Source organism: Collinsella sp. AF14-35 (genome assembly GCF_003464565.1).
Taxonomy (GTDB): domain Bacteria; phylum Actinomycetota; class Coriobacteriia; order Coriobacteriales; family Coriobacteriaceae; genus Collinsella.
In genome coordinates this window covers 61,272-88,153 of sequence record NZ_QRZD01000002.1, presented here as the reverse complement: position 1 = coordinate 88,153, position 26,882 = coordinate 61,272, and the positions used below count along the sequence as shown (strand labels likewise).

Sequence of the window (26,882 nt, the reverse complement as noted above, 5' to 3'; positions counted from 1 at the left end):
CGCACGAGTTTGTCGCGTTTCGCTTACTTGCGATCGAGCTTGCGGACAGCAACGCGCTTGCTGTACTCGTCGACGTGACCAAAGTCGCCGATGCCGACGGACTCAGCAACGTTGGCGCCGGTGGCCATAGCGAGCTTCATGGCCTCCTCGACGTTGTCGCGATCCCTGTACCACTTGTGCAGGAACGCAGCGAGGGTGCAGTCGCCGGCGCAGACGGAAGAGACAAGCTTGATGTTGAACTCACGCTTGGCATACCAGATGTCCTCGCCGTTGGAGAAGTAAGCGTCACCGCGGCTACCACGGGTGAGCAGCACGTTCTGGACGCCGGCCTCGTGAGCCAGCTTCATGGCAACGCGGACCTCGTCGTCGGTGTCGACCGGCACGCCGAAGATAGCCTTCATCTCGTGATGGTTCGGCTTAATGAGCAGCGGCTTCTTGTGAGCGAGCTCCTTGAGCTTGTCGGAGGACAGGTCCAGGACGACGTCGGCGCCACGGGCCTGAGCGTGCTCCATGACCTGAGCCAGGAAGTCGGGCGTAGCTTTGGGAGGCACGGAGCCGGAGACGATCAGGCACTCAAGGTCGCCCGCGGTGTCCAGGATGTTGTAGAGCTCCTCCTGGTGCTGCGGCGTGATCGGAGCACCGGGGTTGAGGATGCCGTACTCGTGCTGGCCATCGTTGACGTAGGTGTTAATGCGCGTGATACCGTCGGTCCAGACCGGGCGGCAAAGGCAACCCAGGTTCATGACCTCCTCGACGATGAACTTGCCCGTGAAGCCGGCGAAGAAGCCGAGAGCGACGGTGTCGACGCCCATCTTCTTAAAGGCGAAGGACACGTCGAGGCCCTTGCCGTTAGCCGTGTAGCTGGCCGAGCCGGTGCGGACGTTCTCGTCGGGCTCGAGCGGAGAGCTCGAAACCGTCATGTCGACAGCCGGGTTAGCGGTTAGCGTGTAGAACATTTACAGTACCCCCTGTATATGTGAGGGCCGCGTGGCCGGCCCATTCCAACCACGCGGTTACCTCTGATACCAAATTAGCGAGCTGCGGACTCGAGCAGTGCCTTGACCTCGGCAGCGGTGTTGCAGGCGAGCGCCTTCTCGGCAAGCTCGTCGCACTCGGCCTTGGTCCACTGGCTGATGGTCTTGCGGGCGCGCAGGATGGACGGAGCGCTCATCGAGAACTCCTCCAGGCCCCAGCTGATCAGCAGCGGCTCGAGCAACGGATCGGCAGCGGCCTCGCCGCACATACCGACCATGATGCCGGCCTTCACGCCGCTCTCGATGATGTTCTTGAGCGAGCGGAGCACGGCGGGATAGTAAACCTGGTACAGGTTGGAGATGGTGTCGTTGCCACGGTCGGCGCACATGGTGTAGCCGATCAGGTCGTTGGTGCCGATGGAGAAGAAGTCGGCGACCTCGGCCAGGCGGTCAGCGAGCAGCGAGGCGGCAGGCGTCTCGACCATGATGCCGACCTCGATGTTCTCGTTGAACTTGCGACCCTCTTCGGTCAGCTCGGTCTTGCACTGCTCGACGAGCTCCTTGACGGCCACGACCTCCTCGACGCAGGTGACGAGCGGGATCATGATCTTGACGTCACCAAAGGCGCTGGCGCGCAACAGGGCGCGGAGCTGGACCTTGTACTGATCGGGGTTGGCCAGGCAGTAACGCACGGCACGGAAGCCCATGAAGGGGTTCTCTTCCTTGACCATGTGCAGGTACGGGATCTCCTTGTCGCCACCCACGTCGAGAGTACGGATGATGACCGGAGCGCCCTTGAGCGCGCTGGCGACCTTGCGGTAGGCGTTGAACTGCTCCTCCTCGGAAGGAAGCTCGGCAGAGTCCATGAACAGGAACTCGGAGCGGAACAGGCCGATGGCCTCGGCATCGTGATCGAGCGCGTTGGGCACATCGTCGGGATTGCCGATGTTGCAGGCGATGATCTTCTTGATGCCGTCGGCAGTCACGGACGGCTTGCCGCGGAAGGCCTCGAGGGCCGCCTTCTCGGCAGCGAAGGCCTCGGCCTTAGCGGTGTAGGCGGCGAGCGTCTCCGCATCGGGATCGGCCTCGACGATGCCCTTGCCACCATCGACGACGACGGTCATGCCGTTACGCAGCGCGGTGCAGCTGTTGGCAACCGAAAGAACAGCCGGGATCTCGAGGGCGCGGGCGATGATCGCGGAGTGCGACGTACGGCCACCGGTCTCGGTAACGATACCGGCAACGTGAGCCTTATCGATCGTAGCGGTCATGGACGGCGTGAGGTCGTGCACGACAACGACGGTGTTCTCGGGCAGGACGGAGAGGTCCACGACCTCCACGCCCAGCAGCTCGGCCAGAATGCCGGTGCGGATGTCGGCGATATCGGCCGCGCGCAGGCGGAACATCTCGTCATCCATGGACAGGAACATGTTCTCGAACATGGTCGAGGTGTCCATGAGCGCCTGCTCGGCACAGGTGCCGGCATCAATGGCGGCGTTGATGGCGTCGGTCATGCCCGGATCCTGAGCCAGGACGATATGTCCGCTCATGATCTCGGCCTCGGCCTCACCCACCGTCTCCTTCATGTGGTCGGCCTGAGCCTGAGTCTTCTCGCAGAACACCGAAAGAGCGTTCTGGTAGCGCTCCTTCTCGGCTGCCGAATCGGCAACCTCGTGCGGCTCAAACGTCAAGTCAGGATCGGTGGCGACCATGACGGTGCCGATTCCGATGCCCTCGGAAGCGTTGACTCCCTGATACATTTCCCATTCCTCTCTCCGTGTCATGTGATAAAGCGTTTTGCCATATCCATGACAAAAGAGCGCAGCTACCTTGCAACAGGTCACTGCGCCCCCAAATATGAACTTAGTTGTTCAACATGCGACCCGTTTGAGTTCTACTCGCCAAGACCGCTCTTGATGAGCTCGATGGCAGCAGCCAGAGCCTCGGCCTCGTCAGCGCCGTCGCACTTAACCTCGACCTCGGTACCGCAGGGGATACCAGCAGCCATGAGGGCCATCGGGGACTTACCGTTGACCTCCTTCTCAGGGGTGACGACCGTCACGTCGCAGGCGTACTTGCCCATGGTGGAGGCGAAGAGGCCAGCCGGACGCATGTGCAGACCCTGAGGATTAACGAGGGTAGCCTTCTCAGAAACCATAATTGACTCCTTTTTTGTGTTTAACCCCTGTCATGCATGTGGCAGGAGTCAGATTCACGACGTTGTTTATATTAACTCACATCAAACGGTTTTTCATTGTGTTTCGCACGAATTGTTGGACAGATGTCTGTTCTGTCCGCTTGCTCGCCCCGGACCCCGCGCGCGGACCCATGAGATTTCCTGCTCTACAGTCCTGCTCGCACGAAGAGCACATTAAGTGCTCTTCGGCTCGTGCGGAACTCGCGATAAATCTCATGGCCCCCGCGCGCGGGGTCCGGGGCGAGCAAGCTGCGGAAACTCGGTCGGTCCAAAGTAATATCGTGCGAACGGAATTCTGGCTGAATTATTGTTCGCGTGGGTGATTCAGTCGATGAGGGCTATTAATGCCCTGTTGGGGACTAAGGAGTGTCCCGGGGTGCCGGCAGGAAAGGAACGTCCCTAAGTGCCAGGTGGCATGAAAAAAGGCGAGGACCCGTAGGGAGTCCTCGCCTTTGTTACAGGGGGCGATGTAATTCGCGCGCTGTGGGATTAGACCAGGCGGGCGTTGATCGTCTTGGCAATCTCGGCGGCGTCGGTGGAACCCTTGACGGTGGCACGGAAGCCCTCGTCCATGAGCGCCTCGGCGACCTTGGACAGGATCTTGAGGTGCGTGGTGCCGGCCTGGGCACCGGGGATGAGCAGAGCGATAGCCACGTTGACGGGAGCGCCGTCCATGGTGTCCCAACCGGTCACGCCGGACTCGTCCTTGACGACGATGACGGCGGCCTCGGTAATGGCATCGGACTTGGCATGCGGAATGGCGAAGCCTTCCATCATGCCCGTGGTGCCCTCGGCCTCGCGGGCCAGGAAGGCGTTCATCACGGCGTCGGCGTCGCTCGCAAAACCGGCCTTAACGGCCTGGTTGGAGACGAAGCTCAGGACCTCGTCACGAGAAGCGAAGTCCTCGGCGACAAAGACGTTCTCGACCTTCACGAAGTCGGCAGCCTCGGCCTTGGGAGCCTCGACGGCAGCGGCCTTGGAAGCCTCAACCGGCTTGGCTACAGGAGCGGCCTTCTGATTCTTCTCGAAGTCGTACTTCTTGAAGGCCACGAACAGGATGCCACCGACAACAGCACCGATGAGGATCGCGAGGACCCAAAGCGGACCGTTCTCGACAACGGGCAGGACCAGGAAGCCACCGTGAGGCGCCGGATCGTGAACGTTGAACATAATGGTCAGGATCGAAGCGATAGAGGAACCGAGCATCATGATGGGCATGACCGGCCAGATGTTCTTGGTCATGAACGGAATGGCGCCCTCGGTGATGTGGGTGCAACCAAGAATGAGGTTGACGATACCGGCGTCGTGATCCTCCTGGCTGAAGTACTTCTTGCCGACAACGACGGCGAAGGTGGTGATCAGCGGTGGAACGATGCAAGCTGCGGAGACGGCAGCCATGAAGTTGGTGCCGAAATTGTAGGTATCGGTGCCAACGCCGGCAGCCAGTGCCTCGGTGAGCATGGCGGTACCGGTAACGTAAGCAGCCTTGTTGACCGGGCCACCCATGTCAAAGGCGCACATGCAGCCGATGGCAAGACCCAGGACAACGGCGCCAGAGGCGGACAGGCCCTTGAGGAAGTCCATCATGGCGGTGTTGATGGCAGCCATGGGGCCGGAGATGCCGAGCATGACCAGACCGACGATGGCGGTCGAGAACAGCGGGTACAGGAAGATAGCCTTGAGGCCGTCCAGGTTCTTGGGCAGACCGGCAAAGACCTTCTCGAGCAGCAGGATGACATAGCCAGCGAGGAAGCCGCCGACGATGCCGCCCAGGAAGCCGAAGCCCACGCCGGCGCCACCGGCGTCGATCATGCCGGTCTCGGCGTTAACAGGCAGGCCCTGAATGGCGATCATACCGGCAACAAAACCAGGGACGAGCGCCGGGCGCTTACCGATGGACTCGGCGATGTAGGCGGAAAGCACCGGAACCATGAGGTTCATGGCGATGCCGCCGATGATCTTGAGCATGGCGGCGAAGCTGTTGTAGTCAGCAGCCGTCGAATCGAAGGATGTGATGCCCCACAGGAACGAGACGGCGGTCAGAACACCACCGGCGACGACGAAGACCAGCATGTGGCTGACGCCGTTCATGAGGTGCTTGTAGATGACGTGACCGATGGACTCCTTCTCCTCGACCTCGTCCTCGACATCGGCAGCGGCTGCAACCGTGTTGTCGCCCTTGGCGGCGAGCGCGCGGTCAATCAGCTTACCGGCGGCCTCAACGGACAGGGCCTTGGAAACACCAACGGAAACCATGGGCTTACCGGCGAAACGCTCAGCCTGGACATCCTTGTCGGCTGCGACGACGACGGCCTTGGCACCAGCGACCTCACTCTTGGTGAGCTCGTTCTCGACACCGACCTGGCCATGAGTCTCGACCTTAATGGTCAGACCGCGCTCGGCAGCTGCCTTCTCCAGCGCCTCCTTAGCCATGAAGGTGTGCGCAATGCCGGTCGGGCAACCGGTGGCGGCTATGATGTCAAACTTAGCCATGTGTCCCTCCTTTTAAAGTTTTGCGCCCGCAGGCGCTCCCCTACACGCGCGTCCTTGCGCGCTTTTCCACAACTGAAAGATACCAACCTACCGTCCGCGTGAGAAGAGACAAGGTGCAATTCTCCGGTGAAAGATTCTTTCATAACCGTAAACGGTAGGTGAAGGTTTACCATCAACACTTGAAACGGCAAGGTGTATCTTGTTATTGAAAATCCCCCTATACTATGACATTACAAAACGATTCCGATTTTCATGCCAACCAGGAGCCATCCATGACCGATAGTAGCAAGAGCGCACTTTCCCTCATTAGTACCCATCAGGGATACAGCGAGTCCGAGCAGCGCATTGTCGACTATATATTGGAGCACCAGTCCGAGGCGCCACGCCTCACGGCGGCTCAGCTCTCACGCGCCGCCGCCACGTCCGAGGCGACCGTTTCGCGCTTCTGCCGCAAACTTGGCTTTGGTAGCTTCCGCAGCTTTCAGTTTTCGTTGGCGAGGGATTTGGAAAGCCAGCGCAACGAGGGCCTGACTGACGAAGTCTCGCTCGACAATATGGAGCAGAGCCTTAAGAACATCCTGGCTGCCAAGGTGAGCGAGCTTAATGCGACCATCGACGGGATCGACCACGATACGTTGGCGGCTGTTGTGCATGCCCTTAAGCATGCAGGGGTTATTGAGTTTGCGGCTGTGGGCAATACGAACGCGGTCGCGCTCGATGCGACGTTTAAGTTTTCGCAGCTGGGCCTGCGCTGCATGGCGAGCACCATTAGCGAGACATCAATCGGCTTTGCGCTCACGTTGCGCCCGGGTGACGTCATCGTGCTCATCTCAAACTCCGGCAAGTCGCGCCGACTGAATCGCATGGCAAAAGCGGCTCGCGACTGCGGTGCCACCGTAGTCGTCATCAGCAGCGACAGCAAGTCTCCACTCGCGCGCCTGGCAGACTACACTTTTAATACCGTCAACCACGAGGCGCTGCTGACGACGGGTGACTTTGCGTTCTCCAAGATCAGCGCCACGATGATCATCGAAGTTATCTACAACTTCCTGCTGCCCGAGATTGAAGACGCTCGCGAACATATCAGCTACTACGAGGAGCTCATCCAGCCGGACAAGGTCGTTGAGTAAAACGCGTAGTGGGACAAAAATTTCAGTCTATTTTGTCCCACCAACACCGCTGATACGACCTAGCCTCGAACTTCTTCGAGCATCTGCTTTGCGTGGGCCAAGCTTGCCTCGGACTGATCGCCGCTGAGCATGCGGGCGATCTCGGCGGTACGCGCTTCGCCGGTTACCTCGTCCAAATGCGTCTGGGGAACATCGCCCGGCTCCTTGCTGACAACATAATGCTTGTCGGCCATGACGGCGACTTGCGCCAAGTGGGTTACGACAATCACTTGATGCGTAGCGGCAAGATCGGCCAGCACACCAGCAAGAGCACGAGCCGTGGAACCACCGACACCGGCATCGACTTCGTCAAATACCAGTGTGTCGACGCCGTCAGCATTACCCAAGACCACCTTGCTCGCCAGCATGACGCGACTGAGCTCGCCGCCCGAGGCAATGCGGCGCAGAGGGCGCGGCGTCAATCCGGCACCGCTGCGATACAGAAGCTCGTAGCTCGAAGGGCCCGCGGGTGTCCACTCAGCGCGAGGGAGATCGCGGGACTCCCAGACCAGCTCAGCGCCGCCCATCTCGAGGCGTGCCATCTGACGACCCACCTCGTGACAAAAACGCGGGGCTGCCGTATTGCGTGCGCGCTTAAGCGCCTTGGCAGCGGCGAACAGTTCGTGCTCCGCCGCGCCGAGTGCCTCGCGTGCCTTCCTAATCTGCTCGTCACCATCGTCCACCAGCGATAACAACTCCCGCGAGTGGTCACGCATGGCAAATACATCGTCCATGGTGGGACCCCACTGCCGCAGAAGTCCCTTAAGGTCGGAATACCGCTCGCGCATGCGAGCGAGCTCGCGCGGGTCGAAGGCGACGCCATCGCGATAGGCACGAAGCTCGTTCGCGCTATCCTCAAGGGAGATGCAGGCATCCGAAAGTGCGTCGGCGATGTCACCCAGTTTGCGATCGACGGTAGCCATGCGCGACAGTTCTGCCACGGCGCCGTTCACGGCATCGAGCGCTCCCCCTTCGGAAGTAAGCGATGCATGGGCATCGTTGGCCGTCGCCACCAGCACCTCGGCATGCTCGGAGCGCGGCAGCAGTTCCTCGAGCTCCTCATACTCACCCGGCTTGGGGTCAACCTCGGCGATACGCTCCAGGGCGAAGCGCGCCTCCTCGACGCGACTCCCCTGCGCTCGCGACGCCTCCTCTACGCGACGGACCTCCTTGGCAGCCGCACGCGACGCCTTAAAGCAGACACGGTACTTTTCCAGCGCCTCGAGCGCAGAGCGACCAGCCCAGGCATCGACCATGGCAACATGATGTGCCGGATCGAGCAGGCGCTGATGTTCATGCTGGCCGCACAGATCCATCATCACGCCGACGCGCTCGGAAAGCTCGCGCACGCTGGCAATGCGACCGTCAATCTTCACGCGGCTGCGGCCCTCGGCAGAAAGGCTACGCTGTACGGTGAACCCCTCCGTGTCGTGCGGACCGTCGAACAGGCGCGCCTCGACGCTCGCCAGCGCCTCGCCCTCGCGCACCGTCGACGAATCCGCGCGCTCGCCCAAAATAAGCTTGAGGGCCGAGAGCAGCGCGGTCTTGCCGGCGCCGGTCTCGCCGGTCAAAACCGTTAGGCCCGCACTCGGAACCAACGTCGCCTCGCGAATGAGCGCGATGTTGGAAACCTGCAGCTCATCGATCATGGCGCACTCCATAGAACACGCGACTCACCGAGTTATAGAAGCTCTCGGGACCGTAATCGAGCAGCAGCACGTCGCCGGGACCACGGCGCACGGCCACGCTCTCGACCGTGCCATCGCAGGTAATAAACTGTCCGTCGATGGCAATGGCCGGCACACTCGGGCGATCATCGGACATAAAGATCTCGACTACATCACTCGGCGAGGTCAAAAAAGCGCGAGCCTGAATGGTATGCGGGGCGATGGGCACACAGACCATACCCGTGTAATCGGGGCTGACAATGGGACCGCCGGCGGAAAGCGCGTAGCCGGTGGAGCCGGTCGCCGTCGATACGACCACACCATCGCCGCGCAGGCGGTCAATATGATGGCCGGACACCGTGATGTCAAACTCAACCATATCGGACAGGGGGCCGCGCGTAAGTGCCATATCGTTGAGGGCAAACGTGCGCACGACATCCTTCGTGCCGTCTTCGCGCACGGACACGATATCCGCGGCGATGGTGGCGCGGCGGCTCACGTGGAGCTCGCCGGACAGAGCATCGCTCACGACCTGCAGAATGTCGCGCTCCTCGGGGCTCGCAGCAGTTAAAAAGCCCAGGTGACCATAGGAAAGACCAAGGATAGGAATCTCGCGATGGTTGAGGATGCGGGCAGCGCGCAGCAACGTACCGTCGCCGCCGAGTGTAATGACCAGATCTGAGCCGTCAATATCAGGCGTGCTTTGAATCTTCGATCGCTGATCGGCCGCCCATGCGACCTCGTAGCCTTGGCGCGAAAGCCAAAGCTCGAGCATCAGGCCGCTCTCGACCGCCTCTTGCTTGTAGTAATTGGGAACCAGAAAGACCTTCATAGCGTTGCAGCTTTCTCGCTCAAAGCCGATACCTGGGATTGCAGCTCATCGTCGGCGCGCTCCCCGGGGACAAACCTTGTGCCGTACAAGAAAAACTCAACGTTGCCCTTAGCGCCATGGATGGGCGACACGCACACGTCAAGCGGGAACAGGCCCTTGGCGGCAAAAAGCTCAATCGCCGCCACGAGCGTATCGCGGCGGACGGCGGGGTCGGTCACGATACCGCCCTCGCCCACCAGCGCAGCCGGCGCCTCAAACTGGGGCTTTACGAGCGTGCAGAACGAACCCGAAGGCTTCAGGCACGCCAGCACGGCGTCGATGATATTCGCGATGCTGGTAAACGAGACATCACACACAGTCAGGTCGATGGCGCCGGCATAGCCAAGCTCAGGCAGCTGCGTCACGTTTGTGCGCTCATGCAGCGTCACGCGATCGTCCTGACGCAGCGACCAATCAAACTGGGCACGGCCCACGTCCACCGAGACAACGGTCGCAGCTCCGCGCTTGAGCAGGCAATCGGTAAAGCCGCCGGTAGAGCAGCCCACATCCAGACAGGCAAGGCCCGTCGGATTGATGCCAAATGCATCGAGCGCGCCTTCGAGCTTAAGCCCGCCGCGGCCAACATAGGGAATGCGCCCCTTCACGTGCAGCGGCAGGCCCGGGGTCACCTTAAGGCCCGGCGAAGTCAAGCGCTCGCCGCCACTCGAGACCAAGCCGGCCATAAGAGTGCGAAGGGCATCCGCGCGATCGGCGCAGATGCCCTGTGAAATCAGTTCGTCATCGAGACGCACGCGTTTCATGAATGCCATCAACCATTCGTATCCGGAGATGCGGCCTAGCTATCCTGGGATTCGTTTGCCGCATCCTCATCGTATTCCTGCTCGAGCTTATCGGCCTCACGAGGCGTCAGCTCAAACTTGTCGACCATATCGACCGCGCGGGAGCCCAGCTCAATCGCCTCGTCAAACAGATCGAGTGAACGCTCCAAGGACGTATCCTTGGAGCGAACGGTAGCGATGATCTGGTCCAGACGGTCCGAAATCTCATCAAAGTTGCGGACGGAACCCTCTGGCATGGCTACTCCTCGACGGAGTCGACATCAGTCTCGGCGGCGTCCGCGCCCTCAGCCAGCACACCAGCCTCAGCCTGGGCAACCGCAACTTTAGCGGCAGCCTCGGCAGTCTGGGCCTCCTCGCGAGCGCGATCCTCGGCGAGCAGCTCTTGGTACAAGTCCTCGCCCGGCAGCTCCTCGCTGCGAGCGATCTTGCCCAGCACGCCGTTGACGAACGACGCGGACTGGTCGGTGCCATAGGCCTTGGCGAGCTCGACGGCCTCGTTGATCACGATGGCGTCCGAGACCTCCTCGTCGGTGAGGAAACGCATCTCATAGACGGCGATACGCAGCAGATTGCGGTCGGCGCCGGGCATGCGCATAAGATCCCAGTTCTTGGCGACGGCGCGCAGGGCACAGTCGATGCGATCGATATGCTCGTAGGCACCGCGGCACAGCTCCAGCGCATAGGGGTCGAGGGGGCCCTTCGAGATCAGGAAATCGCCCTCGAGGACGCGCTCGAGCGGGCTGTCCGTGGCCTCGGCCTGGAACAGCAGCTGCAGCGCCTGACTGCGGGCAAGCGTACGCCCGCGATAAACCTTAAGGCTCAAAGGTTACTCCTTGGGGAAAACGATGCCGTCGATGCAAACGTCAACGCGCTCGACCTCAACGCCCACCTGGGCATCGATGGCAGCGACCACGGCAGCGCGAACGGCCTCGGCGAGTTTCTTGAACGGATAGCCAAAGAACACCACAACGCGCACGGTGAGTGCGAGCTTGTCGCCGACGACCTCGGTCTCGACCGCCGGCTCGGAAGCCGGGGCCTTGGACGAGAGCATCATGGAGACAAGGTTGGTGGCAAGGTCCTTGACGCCAACGGAGGCGATGCCCTCGACATCGGACACGGCGCGCGAGACGATGGCGGTCAGAACATCGGGCGAAATGCCGATGCCGTCAATCTTGATTTCCTGGGGCATGAGTCCTCCTAGAAGAGTTGGTTGCTAGACGCGGGAGACGAACTTGCCGTCGCGGGTGTCAACCTTGATGACCTCGCCCTCGTTGAGGTACATGGGGACCTGGATGACAGCGCCGGTGTCGATCGTGGCCGGCTTGGTGGAACCCTGGACGGTGTCGCCCTTAAAGCCCGGGTCGGTCTGGACGATGGTGGTCTCGATGAACATCGGCGGAGTCACGCCCATGAGCTCATCGTCGGCGAAGAGCAGCTGGCAGATGTCGTTCTCGCGCAGCCACTTGGAGTTCTCGCCCACCATGTCCTCGGGAACGGGAACCTGCTCATAGGATTCGTTGTCCATGAAGATGTAGTCGGTGCCATCGTTGTAGAGGTACTGGAACTCACGGGTGGTGAGCATGACGCTCTCGAACTTGGTGCCGGCGTTGCAGGTGTTCTCGACGACGCGGCCGCTCTTGATGTCGCGGGTCTTGTAGCGCACAAACGCGCCGCCCTTGCCCGGCTTGACATGCTGGAACTCGACGATGGTGTAGACCTTGTCCTTAATGCGGAGACCGAGGCCGTTCTTGAAGTCGGCGGTAGAAATGGTAGGCATAGCGACCTTTCTTGTTATGGGCAGAACGCACAAGCGTCCAAATTACATACGAGCGAAATTATACACTTGCAGACGGCGCCTGCAGCGAGCGCATAAAAAGAGAACGCGGGGCGTCCGAATTGCTCCGGAGGCCCCGCCCCAAAAATCTATCGAAATGAGCTAGCAATCGATGACGTGAAGGTCATGCGGCGTCTTGGTGAAGGGCTCGTAGCCGTTCTCGGTGACCACGCCGTAGTCCTCCAGACGCACGCCGCCCACGCCGGGCAGGTAGACGCCGGGCTCCATGGTGATAACCGAGCCGACCTCGATGATATTCTTGCTGCGGTTGAAGTTGGGCAGCTCGTGGATGTCAATGCCCACGCCGTGGCCCAGACCATGGTTGTAGTAATCACCATAGCCGGCATCGCCGATGATCTTCTTGGAAAGCTTGAAAATGTCGTTGCCCTCGACGCCCGGATGGATTGCGGCGACGCATTCCTCGTGCGTACGGCGCACGAGCGCGTACAGGTCGAGCTGTTCGGACGTGGGCTCGCCCATCACGACGGTACGAGTCATGTCGGAGCGATAGTCGCAGTAACCCGCGCCATAATCCATGAGAACGAAGTCGCCCTTCTCGATCACGCGGTCGCTCGGGACAGCATGCGGGTTGGCGGTGTTGGGGCCGCTCGCGACGATGGAGCCAAAGGCCAGGCTATCGGCACCGTTAGCGAACATAAAGTTCTCGAGCTCGTTGCGGACCTGTTTCTCAGTCATACCGGGCTTAATATAGCCGAGCATGTGCTGGAAGGCGGCGTCGGTGATCGACTGCGCGTGGCGCATGAGCTCGATCTCCTCGGCGTCCTTGATGGCGCGCATCTTACGGATGTCGTCATGCATCAGCGGCAGCATGCAGGCTACAGAACGATCCTCCAGGCCACGCTGAATACCCTGGTAGAAGTTGATCTGCATGTCGTCCTCGACAGCGCAGACGCGGCACTTGTTGGCCGCGATCTTGCCGGCGACCCAACCGGGGATGGTGCCCTCGTCCATGTCGTAGACCCAGGGGCTGCCGGCGGGCGTGTTCTCCTCAAAGCTGTTGAGGTAGCGCGAGTCGGTATGGAACAGGCACTGGTCAGCCGTAATAAACGCCGCGTGCGGGAACTCGAAGGTGTAATCGAAGACGCCCTTCACGCCCGTAAGCCAACGAAGATTGGCCTCGTCACGAACCACGACAGCGTCGTAGCCGCGCTCAGCCATCAGGGTACGGACACGCTCGATACGACCGGCAGGGCCGGCAGCAAACTCTGACATGCAGATTCCTTTCTTGTTGTCTCTATAAAGACGGGACGGGTCTCAACCGAACGACGGAATCGCTTGCGATCCGCGACCGATTGAAAACCCGTCCCTCAACATGATACGAAAGACGATGGATGTCAATAAATCTTAGAGAAGTTCTTTGCGAGAAGCCAAGTAGGCGTGAGCATGGCGCTCAAGAACCTCGTCCTCAACGCTCGTTAGACGAATGGCGCCGAGTGCCGCGGGCAGCGGCAACATACTGCGGTTCGAGCGGACAAACTGCTGTCTGCGGAACTCCTCGATATATGCGGCGGGCTCCAGATCGAAGGCAAGCTCCTCGATACCAAAGTCCTCCAGGCAGTCATCGACCTCAAAGACGTAATCGATATCGAAGTCGCAGGCATCATGTGCAAGGCGCGCCTCGAAGCGCATGCCCTCGGACAACAGCTGGTAGGCAGGGACCTGCGAAGCGGCATCGCCCAAGCAGGCGCGCAGGGTGCGTTCCCCCATCTTGCCAAAATCGAGCGCATGGCGAGCGCTCGGGTTCGTGGCCGTCAGCACGTCCTTGCGGGCAGTCTGAGACCATTGGACGGCATTGACGAGCGCGACCTCCTCACCAGCAAGAATCTCGGGGACAGTCTCAATAAACTGATTCCAGCGCGACTTGCTGCTCGAAAGCATGGTGCCAACAAGTACCGCATAGCCGAGCTTGAGGTCCTCGGGGTCCGCTTCGCGAACAAGGTCGAGGTCACACACGACCAAGCCCGGTTCGGGACGGAACGCGATAGCGGGAAGCGCATGCGCCGACGAGGCGACAAGCGGCTTCATGGTCGTCGCGACCGTGAGCATGGCGTCGAACGTCGTCGGCAGCAAGGCGCACTCGGTGCGACCGCACCACTGATTGGCGCACCAGCAAACAACCGAGCAGGTCGCCGTGTCGCCGACAGCGACAACGAGATCATCGCAGGTAATGCCGTTAGCCGACAGCGCGCCAAAGACGGTATCGGCATCGACCAGCGTAGCACCGGCAGGCGAAACCTCGAGGACGAGCGGCGACACGGCAAAACCGGCGTCAACAAGTGCATGTTCGACAACCTCGCCAAAACGCTCGGATGTGGCGTCGTTCCAAACCACCATCGCACGCTTAGGCTTGCCCACAGCCGAGGCAAACATGCGCGACAGCTCCTCGAACGCCCCCAATCCGACGCGGACATCGACACTGCGGTTTTGGAAATTGATAAGTTGACGGCGAATCATAGCAGTCCACGCTCCAAAAGCATCTCGGCACAAAGGTAGGAAACGTCCTCGAAGGACTTGTTGCGAATATCAAGGGTAATATCGGCCGCCTGGCGATACAGCGGACGGCGATGCTCAAACAAGCGCGCAGCGTGCTCGGGCGAGCGGAAATCGGGCCGGGTATCGGAGCGACGAATCTGGCGCAACGAGTCCTCAAAGTCGCCTTCGAGGTACACGCATGTACCCATCTCGTGCATCAGCTCAATGTTCACCGGCGTCTCGACGATGCCGCCCCCGCACGACACCAGCAGGCTGCGCTCGCTTTGAAGCGAACGGAGTGCCGAGGTCTCAAGCTCGCGAAAACGATCCTCGCCCTCGGTCTCAAATATCTCGGTCACCGACTTGCCACATCGACGCACAACCAAACGATCGGTATCGATAAAACGCCGCTTGAACATAGTGCCCACATTGCGCGCAAGCGTCGATTTGCCCGCGCCCAAAAAGCCGATAAAGAAGATATGGTCGCAGCCGTGTTTGATGTGCTGAGACATGGCGAAACCTATTCCTCGCAGGGAAGGTCGCGCAGGGCCCGGCGCTCAAAGATACGGAAGATCTGCGTGTACCACAGGTCCTGGGTTGCCTGCGGCTTGACCAGAATAGTGTCAACGCCGGCAAAGTTACCGCTCCACACGTCCGTGTACAGCTGATCGCCGATCAGCACCGCCTCGTCTGCCGTGGCGCCAAGGCGCTTAAGACCCGCCTTCAAGGCAAACGGGGCGGGCTTCATGGCGTGGCTGATGGCCTCGAGTCCCAGCTCGCGTGCAGAGCTCATGACCTGATCGCGATGCCAGTTGTTGGACACCATGCACAGCTTAAAGCCTTTGGCGCGGGCGGTATCGAGCCAAGCGGAAACCGCGGCGGGAACCTGCTCGGTGTCGCGCGGAACCAGAGTGTTATCGCGATCGAGCAGAATGGCGCGTTTGCCGTCGGCCCACAGGGTATCAAGGTCGATGCGATCGACCGAGGCAACGTATCGTTTGGGGCTAAAAATCCTCATGCTAATTCCAAGACTGTTGATGCTCTTCGTAGGTTTGCGAGAAGTACTCCTCGTCCTGCGTAATGTAGAAATACAGGTCATCGGAGTCGGTCGGCTCAAGCGTGGCCTTGAGTGCCTCGAGCGACGGAGAGCAGATGGGCGTGGGTGGCAGGCCCTCGTGCTTATAGGTGTTATACGGGCTATCGCTCTGCAGGTCATCGGCGGTAACCTCGCCACCGGTGACATACATCATGGTCGCATCGCTGTTGAGATAGCGCAGACCGTCGAGCTTGCCGGCAAGGCGGTTGTAGAAGACCGAGGCCACGTGCGCACGTTGATCGGCGTTGAGGCCCTCGCGCTCAACGATAGAGGCCAAGTTGACGATGTCGTAGTCGGACATCTCCACACCGTAGCGTTCCTTGATCTTGGCTTCGCAGCTCGCAAAGTCAAGCGACTTGTACTCGGTCTTAAACTGATCGAGCATGGCGCGAATCACGTCATCAGCCGTCGGCGAATCGCCTAACGAATAGGTCTTGGGGAATAAGAAACCCTCGAGCGAATCGTTGGCGGCGCCCTTAAGGAAGCTATAGTCGTCCACGTAGTTAGAGGCCTTGGCCTGATTGAGGAAGTCTTCCTTAGAGATGCTGTCGTAGGCCTGGGCCACACGGTCCGCGACTTGATCGACTGTCAGGCCCTCAGGGATAGTCAGCGCATTGGAGCCCGCGTTGGGGCCTTCCATGAGCTGCTGGACGACCTTGGTCGCATCCATGAGCGTGGAGAACGAGTAGGTGCCAGGCTTAAGCGACATATCGGCGTTGAGCTTTTTCACCGCCGCGTAGTAATCCTTAGGATTTTCGACGATATGGTTCTCGGAGAGAATCGAGGCGATCGTATCGCCCGAAGCACCGTCGGGAATGGTCACCGTAACCTGCTGACCAGCCGTGACCTTCGTATCCTCACCGGTAAAGAAGCCCTTGACGGCAGGCACGACAAAGAAAGCGATAGCAGCAAGCGCGATTACGGCCACCACGACGCCGACAATCATAGGCACCAGGGAGCTTTTCTTTTGGGCACCGCGACGAGCATGCGTGTTGTAGCTCGAGCGGGTCGCCGGAGCAACGCCATGCGAGCCGCGAGCGTGATGCAAATGCGATTGGGGGGCCTGCGTTCTCTGGGTAGGTGCCTGCTGCTTAAAGCGAATACCGCCTGCGGGCTGAGCCGAACGAGCAGTGGGCTGCTGAGCCGCGTGAGAAGCCGGATGCTGAACCGAACGAGCAGAAGGCTGCTGACCCGTCCGTTGAACAGGTTGGGCCGAACGAGAGGAGGACTGCACCGGACGCGCGGCAGACTGAGCTGCGCGCTGGGTCGGCTGTGCCGGACGCTGGCCAGGCTGGGCAGGGCGCGGCGTAGGCTGCCCATAGCGATTCTGCTGGCGCGGATCGGAAGCGCTAGGCATGCGAAACCTCCTCGTTTTTACGATCGAGCCATGTCTGCAAGAACAGGCTGGCGGCGATCATGTCAATCTTGCCCCTCATCTGCTTTTCGTTGAGCCCCTGCTCGCGCAGGATTCTCTTGGCCTCCTGCGAGGACAGACGCTCGTCCTCAAACTCCAGCGGAAGCTCGAGCTCGTCGGCAATCTTTTGGGCCACGGCGGCGACGCGCTCGGCCTGGGGACCGGGCTCACCGGCCATGGTCAAGGGACGTCCGCTTACCAGGATATCGGGCTCATAGTCCTCAACCAGGTAACGGAACGTCTTGGCCATGCCAGTGACCTCGGCAGCCGGAAGCACCTTGACAGGCATTGCCATCTTGCCATCACGGCTCGAGACGGCAATGCCAATCCTGGTCTCCCCTATGTCCAGTGCGAGCGCGACCACAGCGACTACTTATGTTCTTAGGCGCCAAGCGCGGTCTTGGCGGCCGCGAGGGCATCGGCGATACCGGCGGCGTTCTTGCCACCGGCCTGGGCCATGTTGGGACGACCGCCACCGCGACCATCGACCAGGCCCGCGATCTGCTTGATCACGTTACCGGCGTGGAAACCGGCCTTCACGGCGTCATCGGAGCCGGCGGCGAGCAGAGCCGGGGTGCCCTTCTCGGTCACGCTGGCAACGACGCAGGCGACGGGGCCGGCAACCTTCTGGTGCACGGTATCCCAGACGTTTCGCAGGTCAGCAGCCTCAAGGCCCTGGAGCTCAGCGACGACGAGCTTGTAGCCGTCGAGCTCGACGGCGCCCTCGATGGCGCTGGAGATAGCATCGGAGGAGCCACCGGTCAGCGCCTTCTTAAGCTTATTGGACGTCTCGCGCAGCTCAGCCTGCAGGTTTTCCACGCGGGCGGGAACCTCATCCACACGGCACTTGAGCGCAGCAGCGGCGGCGTCGACGAGCGCCAGACGGTCGGCCATGTAGTCGAGAGCACCCTTGGAGGTCACGGCCTCGATACGGCGGACGTTCGAGCCCGTGGAGGACTCGGAGATGATCTTGAACAGGCCGATCTCGGCGGTGTTGGCGGCATGGGTGCCACCGCAAAGCTCACGGGAGAACGGCTGGTCCTCGGCGCCCACGGAGACAACGCGGACGACGTCGCCATACTTCTCGCCAAACAGGGCGACAGCACCGGCGGCCTTGGCCTCGTCGATGCCCATGACGCGGGTCACGACCGGCTTGGAGGCGAAGATCTGCTGGTTGACCAGGTCCTCGACAGCCTTGAGCTGCTCGGAGGACAGGGCCTCGAAGTGCGTGAAGTCAAAGCGCAGGTGCTCGGGCGTCACCAGCGAGCCAGCCTGGGAGACATGCTCGCCCAGGACCTGCTTAAGCGCGGCGTCGAGCAGGTGCGTGGCGGTGTGGTTGCGACGCAGGAAGCCACGGCGCTCGGCGTCGAGCGCGGCGGTCACGGTAGTACCGACGGTCAGCGTACCCTCGGTGACGTGGGCGACGTGAGCATACAGGCCGTTGTGGTTCTTGGTATCGGAAACGGTCAGCGCAACGCCCTCGGCGGAAAGCTCACCGGCGTCACCCTGCTGGCCGCCCATCTCGGCATAGAACGGAGTGTGGTCGAGCACGACCTCGACATCCTCGCCCGCGGCAGCGGACTCAACGGACTCACCGTTGCGAACGATAGCGACAACCTTGGCGCCCTCGATGACGTCGTTGTCATAGCCGTCGAACTCGGTCGCAGCGACCTTGTCCGAAAGCTCGACCCACACGTCATTGAAGCTGCCCCAGGCATCGCCCTTGGCGTTGGCGCGGGCGCGGGCCTTCTGGTCCTCCATGCAGGCGGTAAAGCCGTCCATGTCGACGTCGTGACCGGCGGCGCCGGCGATCTCGACAGTCAGATCAATGGGGAAACCAAAGGTGTCGTGAAGCTTAAAGGCAACATCGCCCGGAAGGACAGCGCCGTCGGCGAGCGCGGCCAGGGCCTCGTCCAGGTAAACGCGGCCGTTGTCGAGCGTCGTTGAGAAACGCTCCTCCTCGGAGGCGACGATGCCCTTAACGAGCGCGACGTTCTTGAGCAGCTCGGGATAGGCCTCGCCCATCTGGGCGTTGACCTCGTCGATAAACTTGGTCAGGAAGGCGCCCTCGATGCCCAGCAGGCGACCGTGGAACACGGCACGGCGGAGCAGGCGGCGAAGGACGTACTCGCGACCCTCGTTACCGGGCAGGATGCCGTCGGAGATCATAAAGTCGACGGCACGGGAGTGGTCGGCGATGATGCGCAGGGAGCGGCTAGCACCGGAGTAATCGTCGGCGTCATAGGTCTTGCCGCTGATCTTCTCGCCCAGCTTGATGAGGTGCTGCATCAGATCGCCGTCGTAGTTAGCGGTCTTGTGCTGCATGATGGCGGCCATGCGCTCCAGACCCATGCCCGTATCGAGGTTGCGGTGCGGCAGCTCCGGCATGGAGCCATCCTCCTGGCGGTCGTACTGGGTAAAGACGAGATTCCAGAACTCCAGGAAGCGGTCGCAGTCGCAGCCGGGCTTGCAGTCGGGGCTGCCGCAGCCGACCTCCTCGCCCATGTCAAAGTAGATCTCGGAGCACGGACCGCAGGGGCCGGTGGGGCCAGCGGCCCAGAAGTTGTCGTCCTCGCCCAGGCGGGAGATGTGATCCTCGGCAACGCCCAGGGAGCGCCACACGTCATGGGTCTCGTCGTCCTCGGTAAAGACGGTGAAGTACAGGCGATCGAGCGGCAGCTTGAACTCCTTGGTAATGAGCTCAAAGGCCCAAGCGCAGGCCTGCTGCTTGGAGACGCCGCCAAAGGAGAAGTCGCCGAGCATCTCGAAGAAGGACAGGTGACGGCCGTCTTCGCCGATGCAATCGATGTCGTTGGTGCGGACGCACTTCTGGCAGGAGATCGCGCCGATCTCCTTCATGGTCTTCTTGCCCTGGTAGTACTCCTTAAACTGGTTCATACCGGCGTTGGCAAGCAGCAGCGAAGGGTCGTCGGGGACGAGGGACGAAGAAGGATAGAGCTTAAGACCGCGCTCCTCAAAGAAGTTGAGGAACTTAGAGCGGATCTCGGCCGTAGTCATTGACGGGTAGTCAGCACTCATAGAGGGAATCTCCTCGGTTTCACATCGAAACAGTTCAAACGTAACGATATTACCATCCCACCGCGCCTGTGCAAAAAAGAGGGCCGCCAAACGGCGACCCTCCAGCGAAAGTGCATGTTATTTAGGACTAAGCAATCCTTTAAAAAATGGTTTTAGTAAAATACCATACAAGATCATCCGGAAGGAGCGCCCAATGAATACCAAACGATTTGTCCTGAATGCACTTCTGGTAGTAGCACTTTTGGCGCTCTTGGCCTTCTCCTGCTGGTACGCAAACCAACCAGCATTTGGCTACGTATTGTATGCAGTAATGTCCGGCGATAAGGCTTATTACACCCCACGCGCAATTGACGTTCTCTTTTTCTATGTAGCCGGCCCCTTATCAATCGCTTTGCTCGCGTTTCTTGCCATTTACAACTTCAAGAAACGTTAATGGGACCTATTTAGAATCCGAATCGTCCATGGAGCCGTCGATACCGGTTTTGGTGTCGTCCGTATTGGAATCGTCATCCTTAGCGAAGGGGTTCTTGAAGAAACCGGTCGCATCGGGCTGCAGACCCGAGAGCTTGATCCAGGGATTATCGAGCTCGGGCTTGGGCATGGCCTGGGCCTCGGGCGCGGTCTCGTTGCCGATGAGCTCGGACTCGTAAATGAAGGTGTCGTCGCCGAGCGCGTCATAGGCGGCAACCGGGTTGCCATCGGTATCGCGGTACGGCGTGCCCTTAAACACGGCGCCATCATAGGCCACAAGCTGTCGGCCGGTCTCGTTCTCAAAGTAATAGACGAAGATGCCCTTGAGGGCAGCGCACAGCGGGATGGCGATAATCATGCCGATGGGGCCCATGAGTGCCGAGCCAATAACGAGCGCCGTGAGGCTCATGATGGGATGCACCTGAACCGAGCTCTGCATGACCTTGGGCGAAATCACGTTATCGGTAACGTTTTGCGCGACCATCGTCACGACGAGCGTCCACAACGCCAACATGGGACTGAACATGAAACCGAGTACCGTGGCGATTGCTGCGCTCACCCAGGGACCGACGACCGGAACCAAATGCATGATGCCGGTAAAGATAGCCATGAGCGCCGCATGCGGATGGCCGATGATCATAAAACCGATAAAGGCGAGGAAACCACCGCAGATGGACGTCACGACCATACCGCGCATGTAGCCGCCGACAGAGCGAGAAAGGATGGCGACCATAAAGCGGTACGAGGTCTCCTTCTCCTGACCGATGATGGTGCAAATCTCGTGGTGCATGCGAGGGTAGTCACAGGCCATCCAGTAGGCAAGCACCAGACCAAGGAAGATCACGAACAACCGGGAGGCCGTATTGGTGATGAGCGGGAACACACCGCGGCCAAGCTCGGCAGCGATCTGTGACACATACTTCGATGCCACAGTAACCAGCGATGAAAGATTATCGTCCAAATACTCCTTGAGCGGCGTGTTGTTGAGGGTCTTGGCATGCGAGATTATCTCATTGAGATCGCCACCCGCAACACGAAGCTGCTCGGGCAGGCGGCTCAGGACTTCCATGATCTGACCAAAAAGAATCGGCGACAAGATGCAAACGACACCGACGAGCACGGCAACGACCACAATAAGCGCGACAAGCGAACCGATGCCGCGATTCACGCCATGGTGCTCGAGCCAGTTGGTGATCGGGGACATCACAAAAGCAATGATAGAACCGACGGCAAGAAACTCAATAACCGGTGCCAGGATGCCCATAAGGTTAAAGATGACAGCGGCGATGACAATGCAGCCGACAACAGCCCAAATGCGAAGCGTCAGAATGCGGGTATCGCGCAGCGTGCGGTCGGTTTGTTGGGGGTGCTCACTCATGAACGAATCATCACTCCGTCGGGGTCGATCTTGTCCTGAATCTTCTTAAGCGTGCGGCGCAGCAGACGCGAAACCTGCACCTGAGAAATACCCAGCTTCTTGGCGATCTCGATCTGGGTCATGCCCTTCACAAAACGCAGCTCGATCACCTCGCGCTCGCGCGGCGAGAAATCGCGAATGGCTTCCTCGATCACCAGGCGGTCATCGGTAAAGTCGAGCTCGTTGTCGTCGTCGGCGTAACGGTCGAGAATCGAGGGGGCATCGTCGGAATCGGACGCACCAGGAGCCTCGATGGGCACCGAGGTATAGGCCGAAGACGATTCCATGGCCTCGAGGACCTCATCGACAGTCACATCTAGATACTCAGCGATCTCCTCAACCTTGGGCGAACGCTGAAGCTCGTTGGTGAGCTTGTCGGTGGCCTGGTTAACCTTGGCAGAAAGCTCCTGCAGACGGCGCGGCACGCGCACGCTCCAACCCTTGTCGCGGAAGTGGCGTTTGATCTCGCCCAGGATAGTGGGTGTTGCAAACGTCGTGAACTCGAGCCCGCGCTCGGGGTCAAAGCGGTCGATAGCCTTGAGCAAACCCAGATAGCCGACCTGCATGAGGTCGTCGAGCGGCTCGCCGCGATTCTTAAATTTGTTGGCAAGAAACCTTACCAGATTCATATGGGACATGACGAGCTGCTCGCGGGCGTCCGGATCACCGGTCTCCTTGTAACGACGAAACAGCTCGCGGGTTTTCTCCTTGTCCCAAGCGGTCTTACCGCTCCGGGAACGTTCGGTCATATTAGATATCCGCCTTGAGGTCGAGGGAAAGCGTCAGGGGCGCCGCAGTCTTTTCGTAGGAGTCGCACACGCTCACGAGGATGAGCTCGGCATACACCGCAGCCTGGTCGTCTTCATCGACCGTAGCCTGATCGCCAAAGGTAATAGTCATGCCAACGTGGGTCTCATCGACATCGAATATGATGGTGATGTCGTCGCAGTCGACCGCGGTACAACCAAAGATGAAAGCCTCCTCGGCAGCCATGCGGATGTCCTCGATGCGATCAACAGACATAGAGCACAGGGCACCAACGTTGGCGGCAGTCATGCGCACAAGGCGAGCGAGACGCGGGTCGCCGGCAACGGTCAGCGTGATGGGGCAGGTTGCTTCGCTACTCATCGCAGGACTCCTCAGAGGTCTCGGCGGGCGTATAGGTGTAATACTGAGCCGGCTTGGTTGCAGACTTCTGAGCCACATCTGCACCATCGGTGGCCTCGTCCTCGCCAATTAGGACACGCACGGTGGGCTGCTCGGCCTCCGCAGCGGCAGCGGCGAGCTTGCGCTCGGCGTCAGCTGCAGGTGCCTTCACCTTATTGAACAGCTTCTGCACGGCACCGGCGGCAGAATCGGTCACGCTCGACACGGCGTTGCTGGCCTCGGCCACGCTGCCCGTGACCTCGGAGATGTCGCGAACGACCGCCTCAACCTCAACGAGGTTAGACGTCAGGGCGTCAACGGCAGTCTTGCTCGACTTGAGGAGCGGCTCCATCTGGGCAAGTGCCGGCGTAAGCTCGTCAACGGCGCCATCGAGCTTTGCCACCACGGGCTGTGCCTCGGCGAGCGTATTATTGAGGTCGCTCACCGTCTTGTCGAGCGAGTCGACAACGGTGCGGGTCTTGCGCAGCGTGAGCGCGAGCTCAACGATAGCCCACACGCCGGCAATGGCAAGCACCAGCAGGGCAATTTGAATGGGACTCATACAAGCCTCCCGGAAAAATCGAAATACAGACGCTGTTCATGGTACCCCAAAGAAGGGGAAAGATACCCAAAGGGAATGTGCGAGGTGCCAATGACCTACTTGGGCGCGTTACCGCTACGGTCGCGTTCGCTTTGCTCCACACGCCACTCTTCCCAACCGCGGCCGGCAGGCTGCCAAAAGGCACCACGTTCCAGGCCTTCGGGCAAATAGCGCTGATCGACCCAGCCTTCGGGATAATCGTGCGGATACTTGTAAACGCCGTACTCATCGCTACCAGGGCGATGGCGATCGCGCAGATAACTCGGCACCTCGCGAAGCCCACTAGAATGAATATCGGCTAGCGCCGCATCGATCGAGGCCTCGCACGCATTGGACTTAGGCGCCAAGCACACATAGAGCGCAGCTTGTGCCAGGTTAATGCGACATTCAGGATAGCCAATAACTTCAGCAGATTTAAAGGCAGCATGCGCCACCAAAAGTGCCTGCGGATCGGCATTACCAACGTCCTCAGAAGCCTGAATCATAATGCGGCGGGCGATAAACTTAGGATCCTCACCCGCATCGATCATGCGCGCGAGCCAATAAATGGTGGCATCGGGGTCGCTGCCGCGCATGGACTTAATGAACGCACTGATAATGTCGTAGTGCATGTCACCATTTTTGTCATACGAAAACCCACGGCGCGGATTGGCAATCTTCACGTCATCCACGGTAATGGGATAGCGCTCCCCCGCCGCAGGCGCTGGCGTTCCCTCGGTATCGGGACGCGTGACGGCAATCTCGCTCGCCAACTCGAGTGTCGTCAGGGCCGAGCGTGCATCACCCGCAGCCAGCGTACAAATGGTCTTGACCGTATCATCATCGGCCGAGAATTTTCCATTCAAGCCCTGCGGTGCCTCAAGCGCACGCTCAATAAGCGTGGCGATATCCTCATCCTTCAGATGCTCAAGCTCCACCACGCGCCCGCGCGACAACAGTGCCGAGTTGACCTCGAAGTACGGGTTCTCCGTCGTGGCGCCAATCATAATAACGGTGCGGTTCTCAACCGCATGCAGCAAGGCATCCTGCTGCGACTTAGAGAAGCGATGAATCTCGTCGATGAAAAGAATGGTGCGACGGTCATACGTATTCAGGCGCGTCTTTGCCTCGTCAATCACGCGGCGCAAGTCCTTCACGGTGCCCGTCACGGCGCTGACCTCAACAAACTCGCTCTTGGTATGGTTAGCAATAATGTGGGCCAGCGTCGTCTTGCCCGTACCGGCTGGCCCGTACAGAATCACACTCGATAGCACGTCGTGCTCAATCGCGGCACGCAGCCATGAGCCCTTACCGACGGCCTTTTGCTGGCCCACATACTCGTCGAGCGAATTGGGGCGCATGCGCACCGCGAGCGGCGCATTTTTAAAGGAACGCTCGCGCGTTGAGGCAGAAAAAAGGTCGTCCATAGCCATCCTGTACATCAATCAAAATCGTTGTTGACCAACAGTATACCGAAAGGATACGAACTACTGTTCGTTAATATAGGTACGGTGTGGAAACTTCAAGCCCGGGAACAGCTTGCTCGTCAGCTCGCAGAAATAGCCGTCTGTCATGCTCGCGATGTAATCCACCACCGCTTGATCCTTGTCGTCCTGCCAGGTATAGGTGCGATCGTAGTAGGAAAGCTGCTGTTCAATGCGCGAAATATGATGCTTAAAGATATACGAAGACTCGTCGCCTTCGTATATATCCTGCAGGCAACGGTCGTAGAGTTTTTCGAATGCCTCGCGCAACTCCGCCTCGGAATCGCCCTCGATGCCGCCCTTGCTGTAGATCTTCTCGTAGTTCTCGCGCTTGGCCCGGCGGATTTCCTCAAACAGGTCCTCGCTCATCTCGATACGCGGTTTACCGTAACTATGTTCCACGATATCGATGGAGGCGTGTGTGAGGATCCAACTGTTGTAGGCACCGCCCCGGTCATCATCAAAAGCGTCGGGCGAAAGCAGGCCCGCCGCGATCGCATCCTGACGGTCACGACCGACGTAGGCGAGGATGTCCGAAATGCGAACGACGCAGCCCTCAAGCGTCATGGGACGCAGGTGCTCAATAGCGCCATAGCCTGTGGCGATACAGTCCTCAACCGTCTGATCGAACTGGTCAAAGGAGCTCATGTCCGAGAGCTCAAACACACGCTGCTCGTACTCGCCGTTATGGCATAGAACGCCGTCGAGCGTCTGGAGTGACACGTTGCGGCCGTACAGCGCGTCGAGCACGCGGACCGACTGCACGTTATGGAAAAAATAACGCCTCGTACGCTCGTGATAGATATCGTTGAGGAAACGCTCGCCGGCATGGCCAAAGGGCGTGTGGCCCAAATCGTGGCCCAGGCCAATCGCCTCGATCAAATCGCAGTTGAGGCCCAGGGCACGGCCGATATCGCGGGCAATGCGCGAGACGAGCTGCACATGAAGGCCGCGCCGCGACAGGTCGTCGTTGCTGCGAAAGCTAAAGACCTGCGTTTTGCCTGCATAACGCGTGTACGCAGGAAGATGAAGAATCTTTTCGGTATCGCGCATAAACGCCGGACGCATAAGCGTGCCTTTGTCGGCAGCGCGATCTATACGACGAATGACCTGGTCGTCGCAGCATCGATAAGGATTAACGACACCCGAGGCGCGGTCGGCGGCGATACGCTCGACCAGCTCGGGCGACAACGCCGCGGGAATGCGGTCCATGCGCGCCTTAATGACGGCCGTTTCTTGATTAGTTGCCATGGCATGCTCCTTAAAAAGGATGCGCAATCGGTTACAATGTCCAGCCCACGACCTCGATTATGGCAAATATCGGCACCAAAAACGGGAGCAAAGGCAGGGAGCGCGATTTTGTAAAGAGGCAGGAGAGGGCCAGGACCAGGAGCGCGACGGCAAATGCCACGATGCCGCCCAGAGGGTCGAGCGTGCAAAGCGCGAAAAGCGCCTTGGCATCCCCCATGCCGATGCCGGGGGCCTGGCGGAAACGCCGCCAAAGCGACTCGGTCAGCACAAGGGAAAGGTACACGATAACGGCAGGACCGGCGTGGTCAAGCGCCGTGTTCAAGCCCCTGTCCAGCCAAACGCCTGCAAACGCCGCCACGGCGCATGCGGCGGCAAGCGCGTTGGGAAACCGCCGTTCACGGACATCAATCGCCGCACCGGCAAAGGCGCAGATCCAAAAGGGAATATAGACCATTGAACACCTCCCGTGGCAGTCACTCAAAAGCA

At 60.0% G+C, this 26,882-nt stretch carries 27 protein-coding genes; 2 read left to right on the top strand and 25 right to left on the bottom strand.

What is annotated here, in order from left to right; translation table 11 throughout:
* Positions 1-23 precede the first annotated feature (23 nt).
* From DWW12_RS01265 to DWW12_RS01250, 4 genes are all read right to left on the bottom strand, one after another.
* Positions 24-956, bottom strand: coding sequence for a 1-phosphofructokinase family hexose kinase (locus DWW12_RS01265; protein WP_055250439.1), 933 nt, complete (start codon positions 954-956; stop codon positions 24-26).
* A 74-nt stretch (positions 957-1,030) separates the two neighbouring features.
* Positions 1,031-2,734, bottom strand: coding sequence for a phosphoenolpyruvate--protein phosphotransferase (ptsP, locus tag DWW12_RS01260; protein WP_117854606.1), 1,704 nt, complete (start codon positions 2,732-2,734; stop codon positions 1,031-1,033).
* A gap of 134 nt (positions 2,735-2,868) precedes the next feature.
* Positions 2,869-3,132, bottom strand: a complete 264-nt coding sequence (locus DWW12_RS01255; protein ID WP_022094575.1) for an HPr family phosphocarrier protein — start codon at positions 3,130-3,132, stop codon at positions 2,869-2,871.
* Between the two features lie 528 nt (positions 3,133-3,660).
* Positions 3,661-5,664 carry a fructose-specific PTS transporter subunit EIIC gene (locus DWW12_RS01250; protein WP_117854604.1) on the bottom strand — a complete coding sequence of 668 codons (2,004 nt, stop codon included), beginning with the start codon at positions 5,662-5,664 and terminating at the stop codon, positions 3,661-3,663.
* A gap of 272 nt (positions 5,665-5,936) precedes the next feature.
* On the opposite strand from DWW12_RS01250, the gene DWW12_RS01245 reads away from it, so the two are divergent.
* The gene (locus tag DWW12_RS01245; RefSeq protein ID WP_117806188.1) at positions 5,937-6,794 is read left to right on the top strand and encodes a MurR/RpiR family transcriptional regulator; all 858 of its coding nucleotides are present in this window, start codon (positions 5,937-5,939) and stop codon (positions 6,792-6,794) included.
* A 59-nt stretch (positions 6,795-6,853) separates the two neighbouring features.
* Here DWW12_RS01245 and DWW12_RS01240 read toward each other — a convergent pair whose 3' ends face one another.
* The 14 genes from DWW12_RS01240 to alaS form a co-directional block, all read right to left on the bottom strand.
* Positions 6,854-8,482 (bottom strand): DNA repair protein RecN, encoded by a 1,629-nt coding sequence (locus DWW12_RS01240; protein ID WP_117854677.1) that lies wholly within the window; start codon positions 8,480-8,482, stop codon positions 6,854-6,856.
* Entirely contained in the window at positions 8,472-9,332 is an 861-nt protein-coding gene (locus DWW12_RS01235) for an NAD(+)/NADH kinase (protein ID WP_055250448.1), read from the bottom strand. Before DWW12_RS01235 ends, DWW12_RS01240 begins: the two co-directional genes overlap by 11 nt.
* Positions 9,329-10,132, bottom strand: coding sequence for a TlyA family RNA methyltransferase (locus DWW12_RS01230; RefSeq protein WP_117847823.1), 804 nt, complete (start codon positions 10,130-10,132; stop codon positions 9,329-9,331). The genes DWW12_RS01235 and DWW12_RS01230 overlap by 4 nt, the downstream gene beginning before the upstream one ends.
* A gap of 35 nt (positions 10,133-10,167) precedes the next feature.
* Entirely contained in the window at positions 10,168-10,407 is a 240-nt protein-coding gene (locus DWW12_RS01225) for an exodeoxyribonuclease VII small subunit (RefSeq protein ID WP_006233978.1), read from the bottom strand.
* A 2-nt stretch (positions 10,408-10,409) separates the two neighbouring features.
* Complete coding sequence (gene nusB / locus DWW12_RS01220; protein ID WP_117847680.1) at positions 10,410-10,994, bottom strand: transcription antitermination factor NusB; 585 nt, start codon at positions 10,992-10,994, stop codon at positions 10,410-10,412.
* Positions 10,995-10,997: 3 nt separating this feature from the next.
* The gene (locus DWW12_RS01215) at positions 10,998-11,360 is read right to left on the bottom strand and encodes an Asp23/Gls24 family envelope stress response protein (protein WP_117854602.1); all 363 of its coding nucleotides are present in this window, start codon (positions 11,358-11,360) and stop codon (positions 10,998-11,000) included.
* Positions 11,361-11,384: 24 nt separating this feature from the next.
* A complete protein-coding gene (gene efp, locus DWW12_RS01210) occupies positions 11,385-11,948 on the bottom strand; it encodes an elongation factor P (RefSeq protein WP_006233983.1) in 564 nt (187 codons plus the stop codon).
* A 159-nt stretch (positions 11,949-12,107) separates the two neighbouring features.
* Complete coding sequence (locus DWW12_RS01205; protein WP_117854601.1) at positions 12,108-13,238, bottom strand: Xaa-Pro peptidase family protein; 1,131 nt, start codon at positions 13,236-13,238, stop codon at positions 12,108-12,110.
* A gap of 132 nt (positions 13,239-13,370) precedes the next feature.
* Positions 13,371-14,480 carry a hypothetical protein gene (locus tag DWW12_RS01200; RefSeq protein WP_117854599.1) on the bottom strand — a complete coding sequence of 370 codons (1,110 nt, stop codon included), beginning with the start codon at positions 14,478-14,480 and terminating at the stop codon, positions 13,371-13,373.
* Positions 14,477-15,010, bottom strand: coding sequence for a shikimate kinase (locus DWW12_RS01195; protein ID WP_099431675.1), 534 nt, complete (start codon positions 15,008-15,010; stop codon positions 14,477-14,479). Before DWW12_RS01195 ends, DWW12_RS01200 begins: the two co-directional genes overlap by 4 nt.
* Before the next feature lie 8 nt (positions 15,011-15,018).
* The gene (locus DWW12_RS01190; RefSeq protein ID WP_099431674.1) at positions 15,019-15,516 is read right to left on the bottom strand and encodes a YqeG family HAD IIIA-type phosphatase; all 498 of its coding nucleotides are present in this window, start codon (positions 15,514-15,516) and stop codon (positions 15,019-15,021) included.
* Position 15,517: 1 nt separating this feature from the next.
* Positions 15,518-16,951, bottom strand: coding sequence for an endolytic transglycosylase MltG (gene mltG / locus DWW12_RS01185; RefSeq protein ID WP_233544185.1), 1,434 nt, complete (start codon positions 16,949-16,951; stop codon positions 15,518-15,520).
* Positions 16,944-17,372 (bottom strand): Holliday junction resolvase RuvX, encoded by a 429-nt coding sequence (gene ruvX, locus DWW12_RS01180; protein WP_089571740.1) that lies wholly within the window; start codon positions 17,370-17,372, stop codon positions 16,944-16,946. The genes mltG and ruvX overlap by 8 nt, the downstream gene beginning before the upstream one ends.
* A gap of 17 nt (positions 17,373-17,389) precedes the next feature.
* A complete protein-coding gene (alaS, locus tag DWW12_RS01175; RefSeq protein WP_117854675.1) occupies positions 17,390-20,047 on the bottom strand; it encodes an alanine--tRNA ligase in 2,658 nt (885 codons plus the stop codon).
* Between the two features lie 193 nt (positions 20,048-20,240).
* Here alaS and DWW12_RS01170 point away from each other — a divergent pair, with 193 nt between their 5' ends.
* The gene (locus DWW12_RS01170; RefSeq protein ID WP_117854598.1) at positions 20,241-20,480 is read left to right on the top strand and encodes a hypothetical protein; all 240 of its coding nucleotides are present in this window, start codon (positions 20,241-20,243) and stop codon (positions 20,478-20,480) included.
* A gap of 6 nt (positions 20,481-20,486) precedes the next feature.
* Here DWW12_RS01170 and DWW12_RS01165 read toward each other — a convergent pair whose 3' ends face one another.
* The 7 genes from DWW12_RS01165 to DWW12_RS01135 form a co-directional block, all read right to left on the bottom strand.
* Entirely contained in the window at positions 20,487-21,896 is a 1,410-nt protein-coding gene (locus tag DWW12_RS01165) for an AI-2E family transporter (protein WP_117854596.1), read from the bottom strand.
* A complete protein-coding gene (locus tag DWW12_RS01160) occupies positions 21,893-22,684 on the bottom strand; it encodes an RNA polymerase sigma factor SigF (protein ID WP_022094589.1) in 792 nt (263 codons plus the stop codon). The genes DWW12_RS01165 and DWW12_RS01160 overlap by 4 nt, the downstream gene beginning before the upstream one ends.
* Before the next feature lies 1 nt (position 22,685).
* The gene (locus DWW12_RS01155; RefSeq protein ID WP_117854594.1) at positions 22,686-23,063 is read right to left on the bottom strand and encodes an ATP-binding protein; all 378 of its coding nucleotides are present in this window, start codon (positions 23,061-23,063) and stop codon (positions 22,686-22,688) included.
* A complete protein-coding gene (locus DWW12_RS01150) occupies positions 23,056-23,643 on the bottom strand; it encodes a hypothetical protein (protein ID WP_117854592.1) in 588 nt (195 codons plus the stop codon). The genes DWW12_RS01155 and DWW12_RS01150 overlap by 8 nt, the downstream gene beginning before the upstream one ends.
* 95 nt (positions 23,644-23,738) lie before the next feature.
* Entirely contained in the window at positions 23,739-25,088 is a 1,350-nt protein-coding gene (locus tag DWW12_RS01145; protein WP_199570618.1) for a replication-associated recombination protein A, read from the bottom strand.
* 60 nt (positions 25,089-25,148) lie between these two features.
* On the bottom strand, positions 25,149-26,396 hold the full coding sequence (locus tag DWW12_RS01140; protein ID WP_117854589.1) for a deoxyguanosinetriphosphate triphosphohydrolase family protein: 1,248 nt from the start codon (positions 26,394-26,396) through the stop codon (positions 25,149-25,151).
* A 31-nt stretch (positions 26,397-26,427) separates the two neighbouring features.
* Positions 26,428-26,850 (bottom strand): prepilin peptidase, encoded by a 423-nt coding sequence (locus DWW12_RS01135; protein WP_117854587.1) that lies wholly within the window; start codon positions 26,848-26,850, stop codon positions 26,428-26,430.
* Positions 26,851-26,882 lie beyond the last annotated feature (32 nt).

Coding starts and splice junctions, on each gene's coding strand:
- DWW12_RS01265 (WP_055250439.1), bottom strand. CDS start 956: ATGTTCTACACGCTAACCGCTAACCCGGCTGTCGACATGACGGTTTCG.
- ptsP (WP_117854606.1), bottom strand. CDS start 2,734: ATGTATCAGGGAGTCAACGCTTCCGAGGGCATCGGAATCGGCACCGTC.
- DWW12_RS01255 (WP_022094575.1), bottom strand. CDS start 3,132: ATGGTTTCTGAGAAGGCTACCCTCGTTAATCCTCAGGGTCTGCACATG.
- DWW12_RS01250 (WP_117854604.1), bottom strand. CDS start 5,664: ATGGCTAAGTTTGACATCATAGCCGCCACCGGTTGCCCGACCGGCATT.
- DWW12_RS01245 (WP_117806188.1), top strand. CDS start 5,937: ATGACCGATAGTAGCAAGAGCGCACTTTCCCTCATTAGTACCCATCAG.
- DWW12_RS01240 (WP_117854677.1), bottom strand. CDS start 8,482: ATGATCGATGAGCTGCAGGTTTCCAACATCGCGCTCATTCGCGAGGCG.
- DWW12_RS01235 (WP_055250448.1), bottom strand. CDS start 9,332: ATGAAGGTCTTTCTGGTTCCCAATTACTACAAGCAAGAGGCGGTCGAG.
- DWW12_RS01230 (WP_117847823.1), bottom strand. CDS start 10,132: ATGAAACGCGTGCGTCTCGATGACGAACTGATTTCACAGGGCATCTGC.
- DWW12_RS01225 (WP_006233978.1), bottom strand. CDS start 10,407: ATGCCAGAGGGTTCCGTCCGCAACTTTGATGAGATTTCGGACCGTCTG.
- DWW12_RS01215 (WP_117854602.1), bottom strand. CDS start 11,360: ATGCCCCAGGAAATCAAGATTGACGGCATCGGCATTTCGCCCGATGTT.
- efp (WP_006233983.1), bottom strand. CDS start 11,948: ATGCCTACCATTTCTACCGCCGACTTCAAGAACGGCCTCGGTCTCCGC.
- DWW12_RS01205 (WP_117854601.1), bottom strand. CDS start 13,238: ATGTCAGAGTTTGCTGCCGGCCCTGCCGGTCGTATCGAGCGTGTCCGT.
- DWW12_RS01200 (WP_117854599.1), bottom strand. CDS start 14,480: ATGATTCGCCGTCAACTTATCAATTTCCAAAACCGCAGTGTCGATGTC.
- DWW12_RS01195 (WP_099431675.1), bottom strand. CDS start 15,010: ATGTCTCAGCACATCAAACACGGCTGCGACCATATCTTCTTTATCGGC.
- DWW12_RS01190 (WP_099431674.1), bottom strand. CDS start 15,516: ATGAGGATTTTTAGCCCCAAACGATACGTTGCCTCGGTCGATCGCATC.
- mltG (WP_233544185.1), bottom strand. CDS start 16,951: ATGCCTAGCGCTTCCGATCCGCGCCAGCAGAATCGCTATGGGCAGCCT.
- alaS (WP_117854675.1), bottom strand. CDS start 20,047: ATGAGTGCTGACTACCCGTCAATGACTACGGCCGAGATCCGCTCTAAG.
- DWW12_RS01170 (WP_117854598.1), top strand. CDS start 20,241: ATGAATACCAAACGATTTGTCCTGAATGCACTTCTGGTAGTAGCACTT.
- DWW12_RS01165 (WP_117854596.1), bottom strand. CDS start 21,896: ATGAGTGAGCACCCCCAACAAACCGACCGCACGCTGCGCGATACCCGC.
- DWW12_RS01160 (WP_022094589.1), bottom strand. CDS start 22,684: ATGACCGAACGTTCCCGGAGCGGTAAGACCGCTTGGGACAAGGAGAAA.
- DWW12_RS01155 (WP_117854594.1), bottom strand. CDS start 23,063: ATGAGTAGCGAAGCAACCTGCCCCATCACGCTGACCGTTGCCGGCGAC.
- DWW12_RS01150 (WP_117854592.1), bottom strand. CDS start 23,643: ATGAGTCCCATTCAAATTGCCCTGCTGGTGCTTGCCATTGCCGGCGTG.
- DWW12_RS01145 (WP_199570618.1), bottom strand. CDS start 25,088: ATGGACGACCTTTTTTCTGCCTCAACGCGCGAGCGTTCCTTTAAAAAT.
- DWW12_RS01140 (WP_117854589.1), bottom strand. CDS start 26,396: ATGGCAACTAATCAAGAAACGGCCGTCATTAAGGCGCGCATGGACCGC.
- DWW12_RS01135 (WP_117854587.1), bottom strand. CDS start 26,850: ATGGTCTATATTCCCTTTTGGATCTGCGCCTTTGCCGGTGCGGCGATT.